This is a genomic window from Bradyrhizobium sp. S3.3.6, from assembly GCF_040546905.1.
In the GTDB taxonomy this organism is placed as follows: Bacteria; Pseudomonadota; Alphaproteobacteria; order Rhizobiales; family Xanthobacteraceae; genus Bradyrhizobium; species Bradyrhizobium cytisi.
This window is the reverse complement of sequence record NZ_JBEPOT010000002.1, coordinates 50347-65645: the sequence shown is the minus strand read 5'-3', so window position 1 is coordinate 65645 and position 15299 is coordinate 50347. Positions and strand designations below refer to the sequence as shown.

Genomic DNA, 15299 nt, shown 5'->3' with positions numbered 1-15299 from the left:
CTCACTTCTGCGGCAGGTTCACCTTCACATGCAGCTCGCGGAGCTGCTTGGTGGTGGCGTCCGACGGCGCGCCCATCAGCAGGTCCATGGCCTGCTGATTCATCGGGAACAGCGAGATCTCGCGCAGGTTGTTGGTGCCACAAAGCAACATGACGATGCGGTCGACGCCAGCGGCCATGCCGCCGTGCGGCGGCGCGCCGTACTGGAAGGCGCGGTACATGCCGCCGAAGCGGTCGACCACCTCCTGCTCGCCATAGCCCGCGATCTCGAACGCCTTGACCATCGCTTCCGGCACATGGTTGCGGATGCCGCCCGAGGCGATCTCGTAACCGTTGCAGGTGATGTCGTACTGGAACGCCTTGATGGTCAGCGGGTCCTGGCCCTTCAATGCGTCGAGACCGCCCTGCGGCATCGAGAACGGATTGTGCGAGAAGTCGACCTTCTTGTCGTCCTCGTTGTACTCATACATCGGGAAGTCGACGATCCAGGCGAGCTCGAACCGCTCCTTGTCGGTGAGGTTCAATTCCTCGCCGACCTTGTTGCGGGCCAACCCCGAAAACTTCCAGAACTTGTCGGGATCGCCGGCGACGAAGAAGGCGGCATCGCCTTCCTTGACGCCGATCTGCGTGCGGATCGCGGCGGTGCGCTCAGGCCCGATGTTGTTCGCAAGCGGACCCGCGCCCTCGCCGCCCTCGCGCCACATGATGTAGCCGAGGCCGGGCTGGCCTTCGCCCTGCGCCCACGAATTCATGCGGTCGCAGAAGGCGCGGCTGCCGCCGCCCGGGGCCGGGATCGCCCAGACCTGGTTCTTGGGGTCTTCGAGCATGCGCGCGAACACCTTGAAGCCGGAGCCGCGGAAATGCTCGGAGACGTCCTGCATCTCGATGGGATTGCGCAGGTCCGGCTTGTCGCTGCCGTATTTGCGCAGCGCCTCGGCGAACGGAATTCGCCGCCAGTCCTTGCTCACCGGCTTTCCTCTCGCGAACTCCTCGAACACGCCGGTGATGACGGGCTCCATTGCCGCGAACACGTCTTCCTGGGTGACGAAGCTCATCTCGACGTCGAGCTGGTAGAACTCGCCGGGCAGACGGTCGGCGCGCGGGTCCTCGTCGCGGAAGCAGGGCGCGATCTGGAAGTAGCGGTCGAAGCCCGACATCATCAAGAGCTGCTTGTACTGCTGCGGCGCCTGCGGCAGCGCGTAGAACTTGCCGGGATGGATGCGCGACGGCACCAGGAAGTCGCGCGCGCCTTCCGGCGAGGACGCGGTCAGGATTGGCGTGTTGAACTCGAAGAAGCCTTGCCCCTCCATGCGCCGGCGCATCGACTTGATGATCTCGACGCGCGTCATGATGTTCTGGTGCAGTTTTTCGCGGCGCAGATCGAGGAAGCGGTATTTCAGGCGAATGTCTTCGGGATATTCCTGGTCGCCGAACACCGGCAGCGGCAGGTCGCCGGCGGGGCCCAGCACCTCGATCTCGGTGACATAGATCTCGATCTTGCCGGTCGGCAGGTCGTCATTGTCGGTGCCCTCGGGGCGGCGGCGGACCTTGCCGTCCATCTTGACCACGAATTCCGAACGCAGCTTTTCGGCCAGCGCGAACGCCGGCGAGTCCGGGTCGGCCACGCACTGGGTCAGGCCGTAATGGTCGCGCAGGTCGATGAACAGCACGCCGCCATGGTCGCGAACGCGATGTACCCAGCCCGAGAGGCGAACCGTCTCGCCGATGTTGCTCTCGCGGAGCGCGCCGCATGTATGTGACCGGTAGCGATGCATGGTCGTCCCAAAATGATGTCGGAGGGTTCGAATCGGACGACTTGTCACAGCCGGTCCGACGTTGCGGCAGGGTTTACCCGACGAGGCTGGACGCGGCAACCAAGGGAACGGGCTGTTTTGGAGCTGAAGGCGGCCATTTTTGGCCAATCGGGGCCCAAGCCTTTGCCATCCGCCGTTCCAGCCCTATCTTGAGGCCATGACGGTCCATTTCCCCTTCCAGAACTCGTATTCGGCGCTGCCGGACAGCTTCTTTGCCCGCGTCGCGCCGACCCCTGTGGCCGCGCCGCGGCTGATCAAGCTGAACCGGCCGCTGGCGGTCCAGCTCGGGCTCGATCCTGATCTGCTGGAGACGGCGGAGGGCGCCGAAATTCTGGCCGGCAAGACGGTTCCCGCTGGCGCCGATCCGATTGCCATGGCCTATGCCGGCCACCAGTTCGGGCAGTTCGTGCCCCAGCTCGGCGACGGCCGCGCGATCCTGCTCGGCGAGGTCATCGACACAAACGGCGTGCGCCGCGACATCCAGCTCAAGGGCTCGGGCCCGACCCCCTTCTCCCGCCGCGGCGACGGCCGCGCCGCGCTCGGGCCGGTGCTGCGCGAATATATCGTGAGTGAAGCGATGTTCGCTCTCGGCATTCCCACCACGCGGTCGCTGGCTGCCGTCGTCACCGGCGAGCCGGTGATCCGCGAGACCGCGCTGCCCGGCGCGGTGCTGACGCGCGTCGCCTCCAGCCACATCCGGGTCGGCACCTTCCAGTTCTTCGCCGTCCGCCGCGACACCGACGCCATTCGTCGGCTCGCCGATCACGTCATCTCGCGGCATTATCCGGACCTGCTCCACGCCGACCGGCCCTATCACGCCCTGCTTGCTGGCGTCGTCGCGCGTCAGGCGGAGCTCATCGCGCGCTGGCTGCTGGTCGGCTTCATCCACGGCGTGATGAATACGGACAACTCCTCCATCTCCGGCGAGACCATCGATTACGGCCCCTGCGCTTTCATGGATGCCTACAATCCCGCGCAGGTGTTCTCGTCGATCGACGAGACCGGCCGCTATGCCTACGCCAACCAGCCGCGCATCGCGCTGTGGAATCTGACGCGGCTCGCCGAATGCCTGCTGCCGCTGTTCGGGGAAGAGCAGGAGAAGGCGGTCGAACAGGCACAGGAGATTCTGGGCGCATTCCCGGAGACCTTCAGCAAGGCCTATCAGGCTGGCTTGCGCAGAAAGGTGGGCGTGTTCAGCGAGGCCGACGGCGACGAGGCGCTGATCCAGGACCTGCTCGACGCCATGGCGAAGAACCAGGCCGACTTCACCCTGACTTTCCGCAAGCTCGGCGATGCCGCAGGTGACGAGGCTGCCGTTGCCGATGTCCGCGCGCAGTTCATGGATCCCTCAGCCTTCGACGACTGGGCCAGGCGCTGGCGCGAGCGCACGGCGCTGGAGCCGCAGTCTGCGGCCGAGCGGCAAGCGGCGATGCACGCCGTCAATCCCGTCTTCATCCCGCGCAACCACCGCGTCGAGGCCGTGATCCAGGCCGCGGTGAACGATGACAATTACGCGCCGTTCGAGGAATTAGTGAAGGTGCTGGCGAAGCCGTACGAGGAGCAACCCGAGTACGCCGCCTACGCCGATCCACCGCTGCCGGATCAGCGGGTGCTGCAGACGTTTTGCGGGACGTGAGCCGCAAACTCATCTGCCGCCGTCGATGCCCTGGCCGCGACCCTGCCGAAGCTCATGACGTGATGGCGGGCACGAAGGCCGCGTTAACCTCCCGTCCACCATCCGGCCTGCCCCGCCGGCGGTAACCACGAGAATTAACAGACCCTCAACGCACAGCCGACAAATCTAACGGTGTTTCTGGAGATTTCCGCTGTGGATTTGCTGGTTTTCGAGTTCCTGGGTCTGGCGCTGGTTGGCATGTGCCTGGTCGTGGTGGCGTTGCCCTGCGCCCGCAAATCCTCGCACCGGATCCGTTACGAATAGGATTTTTGGCGGAAAAGAGCGATTCCAGTCCGAATGCAAGGCTCGAATTCGCTTAGAGCCCCTTGACATCACAGCGCTTTCGGCAGAACGGCTGATACCAAGTGTCATGGGCCGTTCATGGATTTGATTACCACCACCGCTGACCTCGCGGCTGCCTGCAGCCGGCTGGCCAAGCATCCCGTCATAACAGTCGATACCGAGTTCCTGCGCGAAACCACCTATTACCCGCTGTTGTGCGTGGTGCAGATGGCGAGCCCCGAGGAAGCGATCGTCATCGACACCCTGGCCGAGGGCATCGACCTCAAGCCGTTCTTCGAGCTGATGGCCAACGAGGGCGTGCTGAAGGTGTTTCACGCCGCGCGTCAGGACATCGAGATCATCTGGCATCAGGCCAACATCATTCCGCATCCGGTGTTCGACACCCAGGTCGCGGCCATGGTGCTCGGCTATGGCGACAGCATCGCCTATGACGCGCTGGTCGAGAAGGTCGCCGGCCACCGCCCGGACAAGACCCATCGCTTCACCGACTGGTCGCGCCGGCCGCTGACCAAGGAGCAGATGCACTACGCGGTCTCCGACGTCACGCATTTGCGCGACGTCTTCGCCGCGCTCGATGCCGATTTGAAGAAGCGCCGCCGCAGCGAATGGGTTTCCATCGAGATGGAAGTCCTGACCTCGCCCAAAACCTACGACTTCCATCCCGAGCGCGCCTGGGAACGGCTGAAGACGCGGGTGCGCAAGCCAAAGGACCTCGCGGTGCTGATGGAGGTCGCCGCCTGGCGCGAGCAGGAGGCGCAGAGCCGCGACGTGCCGCGCGGGCGCGTGCTGCGCGACGAAGCCATCAGCGACATCGCCACCCATGCGCCGAACACGCTGGAGAAGCTCGCCCATCTGCGCTCGGTGCCGAAGGGCTTTGAGAAGTCCAAATGGGGCGCGGACATCGTCGCCGCGGTCGAGCGCGGGCTGGCGCGGGACCATTCCACGCTGCCGAAGCTGGAGAAGCCGCGCAACAACAACAATGGTGCTGCGACCGTCGAGCTGCTGAAGGTGCTGCTGCGCATGACTGCCGAGCGCCATGCTGTCGCGAGCAAGGTGATCGCAACCGTCGACGATCTCGAGGAGATCGCAGCCGACGACGAGGCTGACGTGCCGGCGCTGCGCGGCTGGCGCCGCGAGCTGTTCGGCGACGCCGCACTGAAGCTCAAGCGCGGCGAGCTGGCGCTGGCGATCGAGAAGGGCCGCGTGATCGGGGTCCAGCGGGTCGAGGCGGTCAAACCGTCAGCCTGAGGGGTGACGGCGACAGCGTTGGGTACGCAATTCTCAACGTCGTCGTTGCGAGCGAAGCGAAGCAATCCAGACCGTCTCCGCGGACACAGTCTGGATTGCTTCGTCGCTTCGCTCCTCGCAACGACGAAGAGAGCCTACGCCGGCGTGAGCTTCGCCACTTCCGGCATCACGTCGTTCAACACGCCTGATATCGCCGCGATCAGCTCGTCGATCTGAGCCTTGGTGACGATCAGCGGCGGGCAGATGGCGATGGCGTCCAGCATGTTGCGCGAGATCACGCCACGCTCCTGCAGCATGCGGCTCGCCATGCCGCCGACGGCGCCGGGCGTCGCGGCCGCGGTCTTGCGGCCCTTGTCGAGCACGAGCTCGAGCGCTGCGATCATGCCGACGCCGCGGACCTCGCCGACCAGCGGATGGCTGGTCAGCTCGCGCAGCTTGCCTTGCATGTAACCGCCGAGCTCGGCGGCATGCGCGACCAGGCCGCGCTCCTCGATGATCTTGAGGTTTTCCAGCGCAATCGCCGAGCCGACCGGATGGCCACCGGCGGTGAAGCCGTGGCCGAGCACGCCGATCTTGTTGCTCTCGTCCGCGATCGGCTCGAACATGCGCTCGTTCATGATGATCGCCGACAGCGGGAAGTAGCTCGAGGTGATCTGCTTGGAAACGACGATCGCATCGGGCTTGATGCCATAGGTCTCGCAGCCGAACATCTTGCCGGTGCGTCCAAAGCCGCAGATCACCTCGTCGGCGATCAGCAGGATGTCGTACTTGTTCAGGACCTTCTGGATCTTGTCCCAATAGGTCGCCGGCGGCACGATCACGCCGCCCGCCCCCATCACCGGCTCGCCAAAGAAGGCCGCGATCGTATCGGGTCCCTCCTTCTGGATCAGCGCGTCGAGCTCCTCGGCCCGGCGCGTCGCAAAGGCTTCCTCGCTCTCGCCGGGCGCACCATCCTTGTAGAAATGCGGCGAGCCCGTGTGCAGGATGTTCGGCAGCGGCAGATCGAACGAACGGTGGTTGTTGGGCAGGCCGGTGAGGCTCGCCGAGGCAATGGTGACGCCGTGATAGGCGCGCATGCGGCTGATGATCTTCTTGCGCTGGGGCTGACCGAGCGAATTCGAACGATAGGCGATCAGCTTCAGGACGGTGTCGTTCGCCTCCGAGCCGGAATTGGTGAAGAACACCTTGCTCATCGGCACCGGCGCGAGCGCGACCAGCTTCTCGGCGAGGTCGATCGAGGGCCCGTGCGATTTGGCCGAGAAGGTGTGATAGAACGGCAGCGCCTGCATCTGCTTGTGCGCGGCCTCGACCAGCCGCTTTTCGTTGAAGCCGAGCCCGACGCTCCACAAGCCCGCCATCGCCTCGAAATAGCGTTTGCCCGACGCATCGAACACGTAGGGGCCCTCGCCGCGCTCGATCACCAGGGGACCTGCCTGCTGATGGGCGCGCGCGTTGGTGTAGGCGTGGAGCTGGTAGGCCACATCGCGGGCTTCTTGCGAATTGGGCAGCATGGACATTTGCAGGGATCCCTCAAGTCATCACGTCGCCGGCACGGCCAACGCCATCGATCGGTTATCAGGCTAGGTTATCAGGCTACTTGGCTATTGCGGCGAGGGAAAACTTGCAACGCCAATTCGTCGGCAGCAAGCGCTCAGCAGCGATGCACAAAGCCGCACACAAGACGGCGCTCAGGCCGCGCCGTCGTCATCTCCCTCGCCGTCTGCTACAGCTTCCCGCACCTCGACCAGCGCCATCGACAGCAGATAGGCGGTCGTGGACAGGCCTACCCGGCGCGCCGTCTCGACGGCACGCGACAGCTCGTTCGCCAGCTCCTTGAGCTCGTCCTCCCGAGACAATGTCCCACCCCATCCATCCGCCGATCGCGTCTCTCAGACCGCGACGGCGCCGCTGATTCTGATCAGTTCGGCGCTGGACTGGAGTGTAGCAAAGTTGGCGATGACATTCACCACCGACTGCTTGTAAGCGGCCGCCTCGCCCGTTCCCGGCTGCCGGCAGGCCGTGGCATCGACGACCACCTGATAGCGGTGGCTGCGGTGAAATCCCTCGACCACGGTGGCCAGGATGGTCTCGTCGAGCGAAAAGCCCGTTACCACGCAACGCACATTGCGGACGCTGGACATGTAGTCCACGAAACGCGACGAGCTGTAGGCCGAGGGCAACGGGTGCTCGAACGTCATCTCGCCCGGACGCGGCCTCGCCTCCGCGATCCAATCGGTCAGCCTGGATGACGGATTGAACCACGCAGCCTGCGCTATACGCTTCAAATGCATCACCGGCCAGTGGTTGCTGCGCCACAGCGTCAGCAGTTCCAGGCAGCGCGAGGTGGCGGCGTCGCCATCGAGAATGACGTGGCGACGCCCGGGGGTCAGATATTCGACCTGAAGGTCCGCACAGACCAGGACCAGCGGATCGTCGTGGAGAGAGACCGGCATCATCTTGCGCCGAGCTGCACCAGTTTCAGCGATCGGCGGGCGCGAGGTCCCGCAGCGGCGAGGTCACCGCCCGTCCCGCCGAGGCATCCAGCACGCCCGGCCGGTCCCAGTCGCCCTCGGGACGGATGATCACGTAGGGATCGCTGTCCAGCGTGATCGCGTCCGGCCCCGGCTCGATCTCCAGCAGCATTTCCGTGTAGGAGAAATCCGAGAAGGTGATCTTGCGATTGTGGCCGAGTGGCTTGGCGCCGAAATGAGCCCAGAAATCGACCAGCCGGTCCTGGGCCTGACCATAGATCTTGCGGAACCCCTTGCGCTTCACATAGTCGACGCTGGCCTGCACCAGCTTGAACGAGATGCGCGAGCGCCGATATTGGTGCCGCACCGCAAGCCGCTCGACCTTGGCGAAGTCGCCGAAGAAGCGCACCCGCAAGCAGCCCGCCGGCTCGTTGCCGATGTAGCCGATGAAATGTGCGGCAACCATGTCGTTGCCGTCGAACTCCTCATCAAACGGACAATCCTGCTCGGCGAGATAGACTGCGGAGCGAATGGCCGTGACCAGCATGAGGTCGCTCGGATCGCGCGCAAGGCGAACGGTGATGGCGCGGGAGTCAGGCTTGGCGAGAGGAATCCTAGTGCCGTGCATCTGAAAAGCTCCTTGGTTGGGTGATCGCGCCCGGCATGAGCATGGGCTGCCGGTGCCAGGGGCGCTCGTAACACCAGAGGTCGGGCTGGAAGCTCGAAATGGGCGCGAAGCCCGTCGCCTTCATGATTTCGCGTCCGGCCACGGTTGACGGCTGCGCATAGCAGTCCGCGCCGCGAAACCTTATCTGCCGCAGATGAGCCGCGGCCTTGCCGAGACCGGCGATGCCGCGGCCGGTCGCCGCGATCGCCCAGATGTAGATCGCCGAAACATCCTCATTCGCGGAAGCGAGGTAGTGCGTCTCGGGCGCCGTCAGACTGATATCGTCGAGCAGCAATGCATCATGCCCGCGGTCGTTGAGAAACAGGAAGGCCATGCCGCCGAGCAGATTGCCGTTCCGGGTGAACGTCAGGATGCTCTGGGGATCGAAGGCGAAATACTTCGCAAGCTCCATCGCCCCGATCTGCACACCCGGCACCAGGCGGTGCGCCATTTCCGAAAGCGCGGCGATTTCCCCGAATTGCGCGCACCGGACATCCACGTCAGGGCTCAGCGGCAAAGCGTCGAAATCATGCCTTGCGGCAAACGAGCCCCTTTCCATACCCATGTCGTGCCTCTATCGTCCCGGGGTTTTGTACGCCGCTACGAGGAGAAGCCTAGCGGCTGGAGATCAGGAGTATGCAGCAAGTATTGCACCGGGGTGCTGCAATGAAGCACCACCATGAAGAAGCGCTAAATGCGTCCTGGGACGATTTGAAGCTCTTTTTAGCTTGCGCCAAATTTAAAAGCTTCCGAAATGCGGGCGAAGAGCTCGGGCTCACCTCCACCACGTTGATGCGCCGGATCGACCGGCTCGAAGAGAGCATCGGCTGCAAGCTTTTCCTGCGCGACCAGAGCGGGCTCACGCTCAGCGACGAAGGCACCGCGATGATTGCCGACGTCGCGCATATGGAGCGTCACGCCTTCAACGTCTTCCGCCGCGCCTCGCGATCCCAAAACGACACGTCGGGCACGGTGCGCGTCGCAGTGACGGAGGGCCCAGGCAATTTCTGGATCCTGCCGCGGCTGATCGATTTCCAGAAGACCTATCGCAAGATCACCGTCGACCTGCGTTGTGCGATGGAGCAGGCCGACGTCGCGCGGCTGGAGTCGGACATTGCGATCCAGCTCGAGCCGCCGACCAATCCCGATCTCATCGTCGCCAAGCTTGGCCGGCTGCACATCTATCCCTTCGTCTCCAGGGACTATGCGGATCTCTACGGCGTGCCGGCGACGCTCGCCGAGTTGCCGAGCCACCGCATCATCAAGCAGAGCGCGCCGCAGGTCGACGACGGCGCCTATGCCCGCGTGCTCGGTTTGAAATCGCTGGAAGGCATCGTCGGGATCAAGACCAATTCTTCCGTCGGCGTGCTCTATGCGGTCGAGCGCGGCGCCGGCATCGGCTTCCTGCCGACGGTGTCGATCGCGCTCGGTGTGCCGCTTGTCGCCGTCGACCTCGGCGTCAGCCACCACGCCGACCTCTGGCTCACCTATCACAAGGAGTTCCGCGCCTCCGAGCGGCACAAGATCGTGGTCGACTGGCTGAAGAAGATCTTCGACCCCAAGACCCATCCCTGCTTCCGCGACGAGTTCATCCATCCAAACGCGCTGGTGCCGATGATGACGGCGGCACGCGAAGGCTTTGGATTGTCCGGATACGTTGCAGCGACGCCGAAGTAAGCTCGCCTCACCACCGATATTCGAAGCCGATCGTGCCCTGGTGCGATGTCAGCTCGTTGCGGAACTTGCCGTCGTAATTGACGTAGAGCCGCGCGGTGTTGGTCAGGCTGAGTGACGCCGAGGCGCCGGCGTCCATGCCGTAGCGGCTCTCGCCGATGCCGGGGACGATGATGCTCTGGGTGCCCAGGCTGACCTGGACCGATCCCAGATCCTGATAGAAATTGTCGACGAACTTGCCATAGGCTGACAAGTCCAGGATCTTCCGGTCGAAAATGAAGTATCGCCCGATCTCGGCGCCGATCATGACGCGCGCGCGCGCGAGCGCGCTCGAGCCGACGTTGAGCGGATCGAGCCCGCCGGCCTCCTGGAACGCCGCGCCGGTGGCCCGCACATATTCGAGCGCGCCCTTGGGCACGACGCGCATCTGGTCCTTGGTCCAGTAGTAGCTGATCTCGGTCAGTGCGCCGTCGACCGCGGCGCGATAGCCGGCCGTCGCAACACCAAAGCCGGTGTCCCGGCTGGAATGGACCTTGCCGAAACCGTGCACCACCGCAAAGGCCCAGGTCCACGGTCCCTTGTCGACGGAGCCGTTGAAGCCGATCTGGGTCAGGTCGAGCGACGCCGACTGCAGCGCGAGCGGCACGTCGATATCGGTATGGCTCTGGTCGACGGAGAAGCCGAGATTGACGCCCGGCGCGACCCGCGCACCGAAACCGGCGACGCCGCCGAACGTCTTGCGCTTGTCGCCGACGAAATCGCCTTGCGGATCGGTCCGGACCGAAATGCCGTAGCCCTCGTACCAGGTGCGGTAACGCGGATCCTCCGTGCTCGCCGAGGCTCCGCCACCGCCGGGGTTGGTGCGGAACGCGCGATTGACGCCGCCAGAGGCCTGATTTCCCAGGCGCTCCAGGAAGTTCGAGCCGAGATTGAGCGTGGAGTTGCCGGCGGACTGGTCGTAGTTGGTCGACGTCGGGACCGGGATCGGCGTCGGAGACGGAGTAGGCGTCGGCGTCGGAGTGGGCGTCGGAGTGGGCGTCGGGCTCTGCGCGAACGCCGGCGTCGCCGCCGATATCGTCACGACGATTGCCAAGGCCATCGCAGTGGCCATCGCAGTGGCCATCGCAATCGCGGCCGCGACCCGGCGGACGCGGTCCAGCCCGATCGTCTGCCGTGTTCCGGAGGGCTGCGAGGGGCAGCTCATGATGACAAATCCCAAAGCAAAATGACGGCCCGCAAAAATACAACACGAACAGCGAGCGGGTGCGGCGATTTGTGCTGAACTGCCACTAAGGGTCAACCGTTTGGCACACTATCGCAGGGGCGATTGCCCCTGATTGTGGTTCCGCGGCCACAGGTCGCAAATTGCAACGGCGCAGGCCCGGTCCGGCCTTGAAATTTGCGCGCGGCTTGCTAGCGCGTGGTTTTCGTGTTGGAATACCGCACACAATCGGAATTGGCGCTCGGCTGTGCGTTTCGCGACATTGAGACTCAAGACTCGAACAGACTTCCGGAAGCCCGTTTGTGGCGTGGCACGCGAAATGCGGCCGCGTCTTTTTTGTATCTAGCGGAGGAGACTAACGATGCCACAAAAGGGCACCGTCAAATGGTTCAACCCGACCAAGGGCTACGGGTTCATCAAGCCGAACGGCAGCGACAAGGACGTGTTCGTCCACATCTCTGCCGTCGAGCGTGCCGGACTCTCGACCCTCAATGAAAACCAGGCGGTTGAATACGACCTCGTGGAAAACCGCGGCAAGGCATCCGCGGAAAACCTCAAGGTCTCCTGATTTCTCTCAAAGCTAAGCGCGAGAGATCATGACGTTGCCCCCGGCTCTGCCGGGGGATTTTGTTTTTGGCCCTGTTTCTTCCAATTGGACTTTATGTAGATTTCCGGTTATATTACCGGAGATTTATTTCGGAGCGGGCCGTGTCGACGAAATCCCAGCGAAAGGCAACCCGAACCCATCGGCGCCGCGCCGCAGCGCGTGGTTTGGTACGGGTTGAAGTCCAAGCCGCGAAGAAGGACGCAAGCCTCATCCGTGCCTTGGCGGAAACCCTACGCGACAAACCGGAAAGAGCTGCGGCACTTCGATCGACGCTCGCCAGCGCCCTTCTCAATCCTGAGGTCAGGACGGCCTTCGACGTTTTTGGCTCGGAACTTCCCGATGACGCGTTCGAGGGTGTGTTCGATCAGCCACGGCGTGACGGCTGGCGAGAGGTCGACTTGTGAAGTTTCTGGTCGATACCAACGTCATTTCCGAAATTCGTAAGCGCGAGCGGGCCGACCCAAACGTCATTCGTTGGGTTAATCAGATCCCAGCCGAAGAAATCGGAACCAGCGTCTTGGTTCTGGCTGAAATTCGCCGAGACATCGAACTAAAAAGGCGAAGCGATCCGCTCCAGGCAAAATCTCTCGATCGGTGGTTTTCGCAGATGAGGACAAGACTTGCGGATCGGGTTCTGCCCATTGATGAGAGCATCGCCGACACCTGGGCACTCCTTGGAGTTCCCAATCCGCTGCCACTCATCGACAGTCTCCTCGCCGCCACTGCCAAGGTCCACGGCCTAACACTGGTGACGCGCAACATTGCCGATATTGAATCGACCGGTGTGGCGCTGCTCGACCCGTTTGCAGCGCCGTGAGCGATAGAGCGATGGTTACAACGATCGGAGTATTTCTCTCGCTAATGACACCAAATGGCGAGACCTGCGAACTGCAATACTCGACCTCGACCGAGCCGATCAACCCGCTTTTCGTTGCAAAGACTTTGAAAGCGGCGTCCACGGCTCCCCGGATGGAGAATGGTATTATCATTGGCTGCAAGACGGCTGGGTGTGGATGGAGTGGGTAGAACTGTCCGTGGAAACGCCGCAGCAGCGCGACCTCGTCCGAGCAATCTTGAAACGTACTCGGTTCGCAGAAGAGGAGACCGCGGCAGGTTTCCGCATTCTCGGATATGTCGGCAACGGCGAGCCGGCAAACCATATCGAACAGCCGCGCGGTTCTGCCCTAGCTCACCACGGGCGCAACCAAAAAATTCTCCGACGCCGAACTGCCCACCGTCTTGCAAACATCGCCTTCGATCCGGACCTTGCCGGTCGCAAGCAGGCTCAGCGCTGCGGGATAGATGCGGTGCTCGACTTCGAGGATGCGCTCCGACAGCGTTTCGCCAGTATCATGGTCGCCGACGGGCACCGCGCCCTGCATCACGATCGGACCGGCGTCGGTCTCGGGGATCACGAAGTGCACTGTCGCGCCGGACAGCTTTACGCCGGCGCGCAAGGCCTGGCCGTGCGGATCGAGGCCGGGAAAGGACGGCAGCAGCGAGGGATGGATGTTGAGCATCCGCCCGTACCAGGCCCTGGCGAATTCGGCGGTGAACAGGCGCATGAAGCCGCCGAGGCAGATCAGCTCGATGCCGTGCAGGTCGAGCGCTGCCTGCAGCACCGCCTCGAAGCCGGCGCGATCCTTGCCGAACGGCTTGCTCTCGATCACCTGCGTTTTCACGCCGGCCGCCTTGGCCCGTTCGAGCCCGAGCGCGTCGGCCTTATTCGAGACGACGAGCGAGATTTCGGCAGGAAAATCCGCCGCGCTTGCTGCCTTGATCAGCGCGGACATGTTGGAGCCGCGGCCGGAAATCAGGATGGCGACGCGGCGCTTCATCACAGCGCCAGGTCGAGATGGCCGTTATAGACGACGCGGTGCTCGCCCTCGGCCGGGATCACGGTGCCGAGTTGCGCCACGGTCTCGCCGGCATGGGTGAAAACCCGCACGACCTCGTCGACCTTCTCAGGCTCGACGATCGCGATCATGCCGATGCCGCAGTTGAAGGTCCTGAGCATTTCGAGCTCGGCGATGCCGGCTTGCGCCGCCAGCCATTTGAACACGGGCAGCACGGGCAGGCGCGCCAGATCGATGCCGACACCGAGATGGCTCGGCAGCACGCGCGGAATGTTGTCGGTGAAGCCGCCGCCGGTGATGTGGGCGAGGCCCTTCACCGCAGCCGTTTCGCGGATCGCGCGCAGGCAGGATTTGACGTAGAGCCGCGTCGGCGTCAGCAGCGCGCCGCCAAGCGTCATCACCGGCGCGAACGGCGCCTGCGCCTCGAAGCCGAGGCCGGATTGTTCCACGATCTTGCGCACCAGCGAGAAGCCGTTGGAGTGCACGCCCGACGAGGCCAGGCCGATCACGGCGTCGCCTGCGGCAATGTCCTTGCGCGGCAGCAGCGTGCCCCGCTCGGCTGCGCCGACGGCAAAGCCGCCGAGATCATAGTCGCCGTCCTTGTAGAGGCCGGGCATTTCAGCGGTCTCGCCGCCGATCAGCGCGCAGCCGGACTCGCGGCAGCCTTCGGCGACGCCGGCGACAATCGAGGCGGTCGCCTCCGGGTCGAGCTTGCCGCAGGCAAAATAGTCGAGGAAGAACAGCGGCTCGGCGCCCTGCACCACGAGGTCGTTGACGCTCATGGCGACGAGGTCGATGCCGATCCCGCCATGCAGGCCGGTCTCGATCGCGATCTTGACCTTGGTGCCGACGCCGTCGGTGGCCGCGACCAGGACAGGGTCCTTGAAGCCGGCCGCCTTGAGGTCGAACAGGCCGCCGAATCCGCCGATCTCGGCGTCGGCGCCTGGCCGTGCAGTGGCGCGCACCATCGGCTTGATCAGGTCGACCAGGCGGTTGCCCGCGTCGATATCGACGCCTGAATCGGCGTAAGTGAGGCCGTTTTTGCGGTCGGTCATGCCCGATTTCCAGTGGGTTTGCGGCTGGTTACGTCGAATTCCGGGGACACGCAATGGCAAGCGTGGCGCCCCGCCCTATACTATGTAGATATCAACCGGTTCGGCCTCCAAGGGGCCGGATTTCGAGGTCAGGTCGGGTGCCGGGAAGCGCCGCGTGAGTATTCCGAACATCATTACCCTGGGCCGCATCATGCTGGTCCCGATCATCGTCTGGGCCATCGTGTCGAGCCAAATGGAGGTGGCGTTCACCGTCTTCCTGGTCGCCGGCATCAGCGACGCCGTCGACGGCTTTCTGGCCAAGCGCTTCAACATGGCGAGCGAGCTAGGCGCCCTGCTCGACCCCCTGGCCGACAAGGCGCTGCTGGTGTCGATCTACCTCGCGCTCGGCATCTGGGGCGACATTCCGCGCTGGATCGTGATCCTGGTGGTGTCGCGCGACATCATGATCGTGGCGGCAGTGATCGTGTCCTGGCTGTTCGACAAGCCGGTCGAGATGAAGCCGTCGATGGTCTCCAAGCTCAACACCGCGGCCCAGGTGGCCTATGCGGCGCTGGTGCTGGCCTCGCTCGCCTTCGGCTTCAAGTCGGGGCCCTATGATATCATCCTGATGGGCCTCGTTACGGTGTTCACGCTGTCCTCCGTGTCGCTCTATCTCGTCGAGTGGCTACGGCACATGAGCACTATTGATGGCAAGTAGCACTATTGATG

16 protein-coding genes and 1 pseudogene are annotated in these 15299 nt (G+C 63.8%); 8 read left to right on the top strand and 9 right to left on the bottom strand.

Features of this window, described 5'->3' with window-relative positions:
* Position 1: 1 nt before the first annotated feature.
* Positions 2–1774 carry an aspartate--tRNA ligase gene (aspS, locus tag ABID59_RS04850; RefSeq protein ID WP_354082613.1) on the bottom strand — a complete coding sequence of 591 codons (1773 nt, stop codon included), beginning with the start codon at positions 1772–1774 and terminating at the stop codon, positions 2–4.
* A 196-nt stretch (positions 1775–1970) separates the two neighbouring features.
* Between aspS and ABID59_RS04845 the strand changes: the two genes are divergently transcribed.
* Both ABID59_RS04845 and rnd read left to right on the top strand, forming a co-directional pair.
* Positions 1971–3449 (top strand): protein adenylyltransferase SelO, encoded by a 1479-nt coding sequence (locus tag ABID59_RS04845; RefSeq protein WP_354082612.1) that lies wholly within the window; start codon positions 1971–1973, stop codon positions 3447–3449.
* 420 nt (positions 3450–3869) lie between these two features.
* Positions 3870–5039 (top strand): ribonuclease D, encoded by a 1170-nt coding sequence (gene rnd / locus ABID59_RS04840; RefSeq protein ID WP_148752980.1) that lies wholly within the window; start codon positions 3870–3872, stop codon positions 5037–5039.
* A 134-nt stretch (positions 5040–5173) separates the two neighbouring features.
* On the opposite strand, the gene ABID59_RS04835 is transcribed toward rnd, so the two are convergent.
* From ABID59_RS04835 to ABID59_RS04815, 5 genes are all read right to left on the bottom strand, one after another.
* Positions 5174–6556, bottom strand: a complete 1383-nt coding sequence (locus tag ABID59_RS04835; protein ID WP_354082611.1) for an aspartate aminotransferase family protein — start codon at positions 6554–6556, stop codon at positions 5174–5176.
* 171 nt (positions 6557–6727) lie between these two features.
* Positions 6728–6895, bottom strand: coding sequence for a hypothetical protein (locus ABID59_RS04830; RefSeq protein WP_354082610.1), 168 nt, complete (start codon positions 6893–6895; stop codon positions 6728–6730).
* A gap of 33 nt (positions 6896–6928) precedes the next feature.
* On the bottom strand, positions 6929–7492 hold the full coding sequence (locus tag ABID59_RS04825; protein ID WP_354082609.1) for an isochorismatase family protein: 564 nt from the start codon (positions 7490–7492) through the stop codon (positions 6929–6931).
* Positions 7493–7517: 25 nt separating this feature from the next.
* On the bottom strand, positions 7518–8138 hold the full coding sequence (locus ABID59_RS04820; protein WP_148752978.1) for a GNAT family N-acetyltransferase: 621 nt from the start codon (positions 8136–8138) through the stop codon (positions 7518–7520).
* Positions 8125–8742, bottom strand: coding sequence for a hypothetical protein (locus tag ABID59_RS04815; RefSeq protein ID WP_187435039.1), 618 nt, complete (start codon positions 8740–8742; stop codon positions 8125–8127). Before ABID59_RS04815 ends, ABID59_RS04820 begins: the two co-directional genes overlap by 14 nt.
* Before the next feature lie 71 nt (positions 8743–8813).
* On the opposite strand from ABID59_RS04815, the gene ABID59_RS04810 reads away from it, so the two are divergent.
* Complete coding sequence (locus ABID59_RS04810) at positions 8814–9854, top strand: LysR family transcriptional regulator (RefSeq protein WP_148752977.1); 1041 nt, start codon at positions 8814–8816, stop codon at positions 9852–9854.
* Between the two features lie 7 nt (positions 9855–9861).
* On the opposite strand, the gene ABID59_RS04805 is transcribed toward ABID59_RS04810, so the two are convergent.
* Positions 9862–11055 (bottom strand): autotransporter outer membrane beta-barrel domain-containing protein, encoded by a 1194-nt coding sequence (locus tag ABID59_RS04805; protein WP_354082608.1) that lies wholly within the window; start codon positions 11053–11055, stop codon positions 9862–9864.
* A gap of 379 nt (positions 11056–11434) precedes the next feature.
* Here ABID59_RS04805 and ABID59_RS04800 point away from each other — a divergent pair, with 379 nt between their 5' ends.
* From ABID59_RS04800 to ABID59_RS04785, 4 genes and pseudogenes are all read left to right on the top strand, one after another.
* Positions 11435–11641: a cold-shock protein gene (locus ABID59_RS04800; RefSeq protein WP_148752975.1), complete on the top strand. Its 207-nt coding sequence runs from the start codon at positions 11435–11437 to the stop codon at positions 11639–11641.
* 140 nt (positions 11642–11781) lie between these two features.
* Complete coding sequence (locus tag ABID59_RS04795) at positions 11782–12084, top strand: hypothetical protein (protein WP_148752974.1); 303 nt, start codon at positions 11782–11784, stop codon at positions 12082–12084.
* Complete coding sequence (locus ABID59_RS04790; protein WP_354082607.1) at positions 12081–12497, top strand: type II toxin-antitoxin system VapC family toxin; 417 nt, start codon at positions 12081–12083, stop codon at positions 12495–12497. Before ABID59_RS04795 ends, ABID59_RS04790 begins: the two co-directional genes overlap by 4 nt.
* A 31-nt stretch (positions 12498–12528) precedes the next feature.
* Positions 12529–12807, top strand: a pseudogene (locus tag ABID59_RS04785) (DUF6678 family protein); the annotation flags it as partial.
* Between the two features lie 57 nt (positions 12808–12864).
* Here the strand turns inward: ABID59_RS04785 and purN are convergent.
* Entirely contained in the window at positions 12865–13518 is a 654-nt protein-coding gene (gene purN / locus ABID59_RS04780; protein WP_187435038.1) for a phosphoribosylglycinamide formyltransferase, read from the bottom strand.
* Positions 13518–14591: a phosphoribosylformylglycinamidine cyclo-ligase gene (gene purM / locus ABID59_RS04775; RefSeq protein ID WP_148752971.1), complete on the bottom strand. Its 1074-nt coding sequence runs from the start codon at positions 14589–14591 to the stop codon at positions 13518–13520. Before purM ends, purN begins: the two co-directional genes overlap by 1 nt.
* A 154-nt stretch (positions 14592–14745) precedes the next feature.
* On the opposite strand from purM, the gene ABID59_RS04770 reads away from it, so the two are divergent.
* Positions 14746–15288, top strand: a complete 543-nt coding sequence (locus tag ABID59_RS04770) for a CDP-alcohol phosphatidyltransferase family protein (RefSeq protein WP_148752970.1) — start codon at positions 14746–14748, stop codon at positions 15286–15288.
* Positions 15289–15299 lie beyond the last annotated feature (11 nt).

Coding starts and splice junctions, on each gene's coding strand:
- aspS (WP_354082613.1), bottom strand. CDS start 1,774: ATGCATCGCTACCGGTCACATACATGCGGCGCGCTCCGCGAGAGCAAC.
- ABID59_RS04845 (WP_354082612.1), top strand. CDS start 1,971: ATGACGGTCCATTTCCCCTTCCAGAACTCGTATTCGGCGCTGCCGGAC.
- rnd (WP_148752980.1), top strand. CDS start 3,870: ATGGATTTGATTACCACCACCGCTGACCTCGCGGCTGCCTGCAGCCGG.
- ABID59_RS04835 (WP_354082611.1), bottom strand. CDS start 6,556: ATGTCCATGCTGCCCAATTCGCAAGAAGCCCGCGATGTGGCCTACCAG.
- ABID59_RS04825 (WP_354082609.1), bottom strand. CDS start 7,492: ATGCCGGTCTCTCTCCACGACGATCCGCTGGTCCTGGTCTGTGCGGAC.
- ABID59_RS04820 (WP_148752978.1), bottom strand. CDS start 8,138: ATGCACGGCACTAGGATTCCTCTCGCCAAGCCTGACTCCCGCGCCATC.
- ABID59_RS04815 (WP_187435039.1), bottom strand. CDS start 8,742: ATGGGTATGGAAAGGGGCTCGTTTGCCGCAAGGCATGATTTCGACGCT.
- ABID59_RS04810 (WP_148752977.1), top strand. CDS start 8,814: ATGCAGCAAGTATTGCACCGGGGTGCTGCAATGAAGCACCACCATGAA.
- ABID59_RS04805 (WP_354082608.1), bottom strand. CDS start 11,055: ATGAGCTGCCCCTCGCAGCCCTCCGGAACACGGCAGACGATCGGGCTG.
- ABID59_RS04800 (WP_148752975.1), top strand. CDS start 11,435: ATGCCACAAAAGGGCACCGTCAAATGGTTCAACCCGACCAAGGGCTAC.
- purN (WP_187435038.1), bottom strand. CDS start 13,518: ATGAAGCGCCGCGTCGCCATCCTGATTTCCGGCCGCGGCTCCAACATG.
- purM (WP_148752971.1), bottom strand. CDS start 14,591: ATGACCGACCGCAAAAACGGCCTCACTTACGCCGATTCAGGCGTCGAT.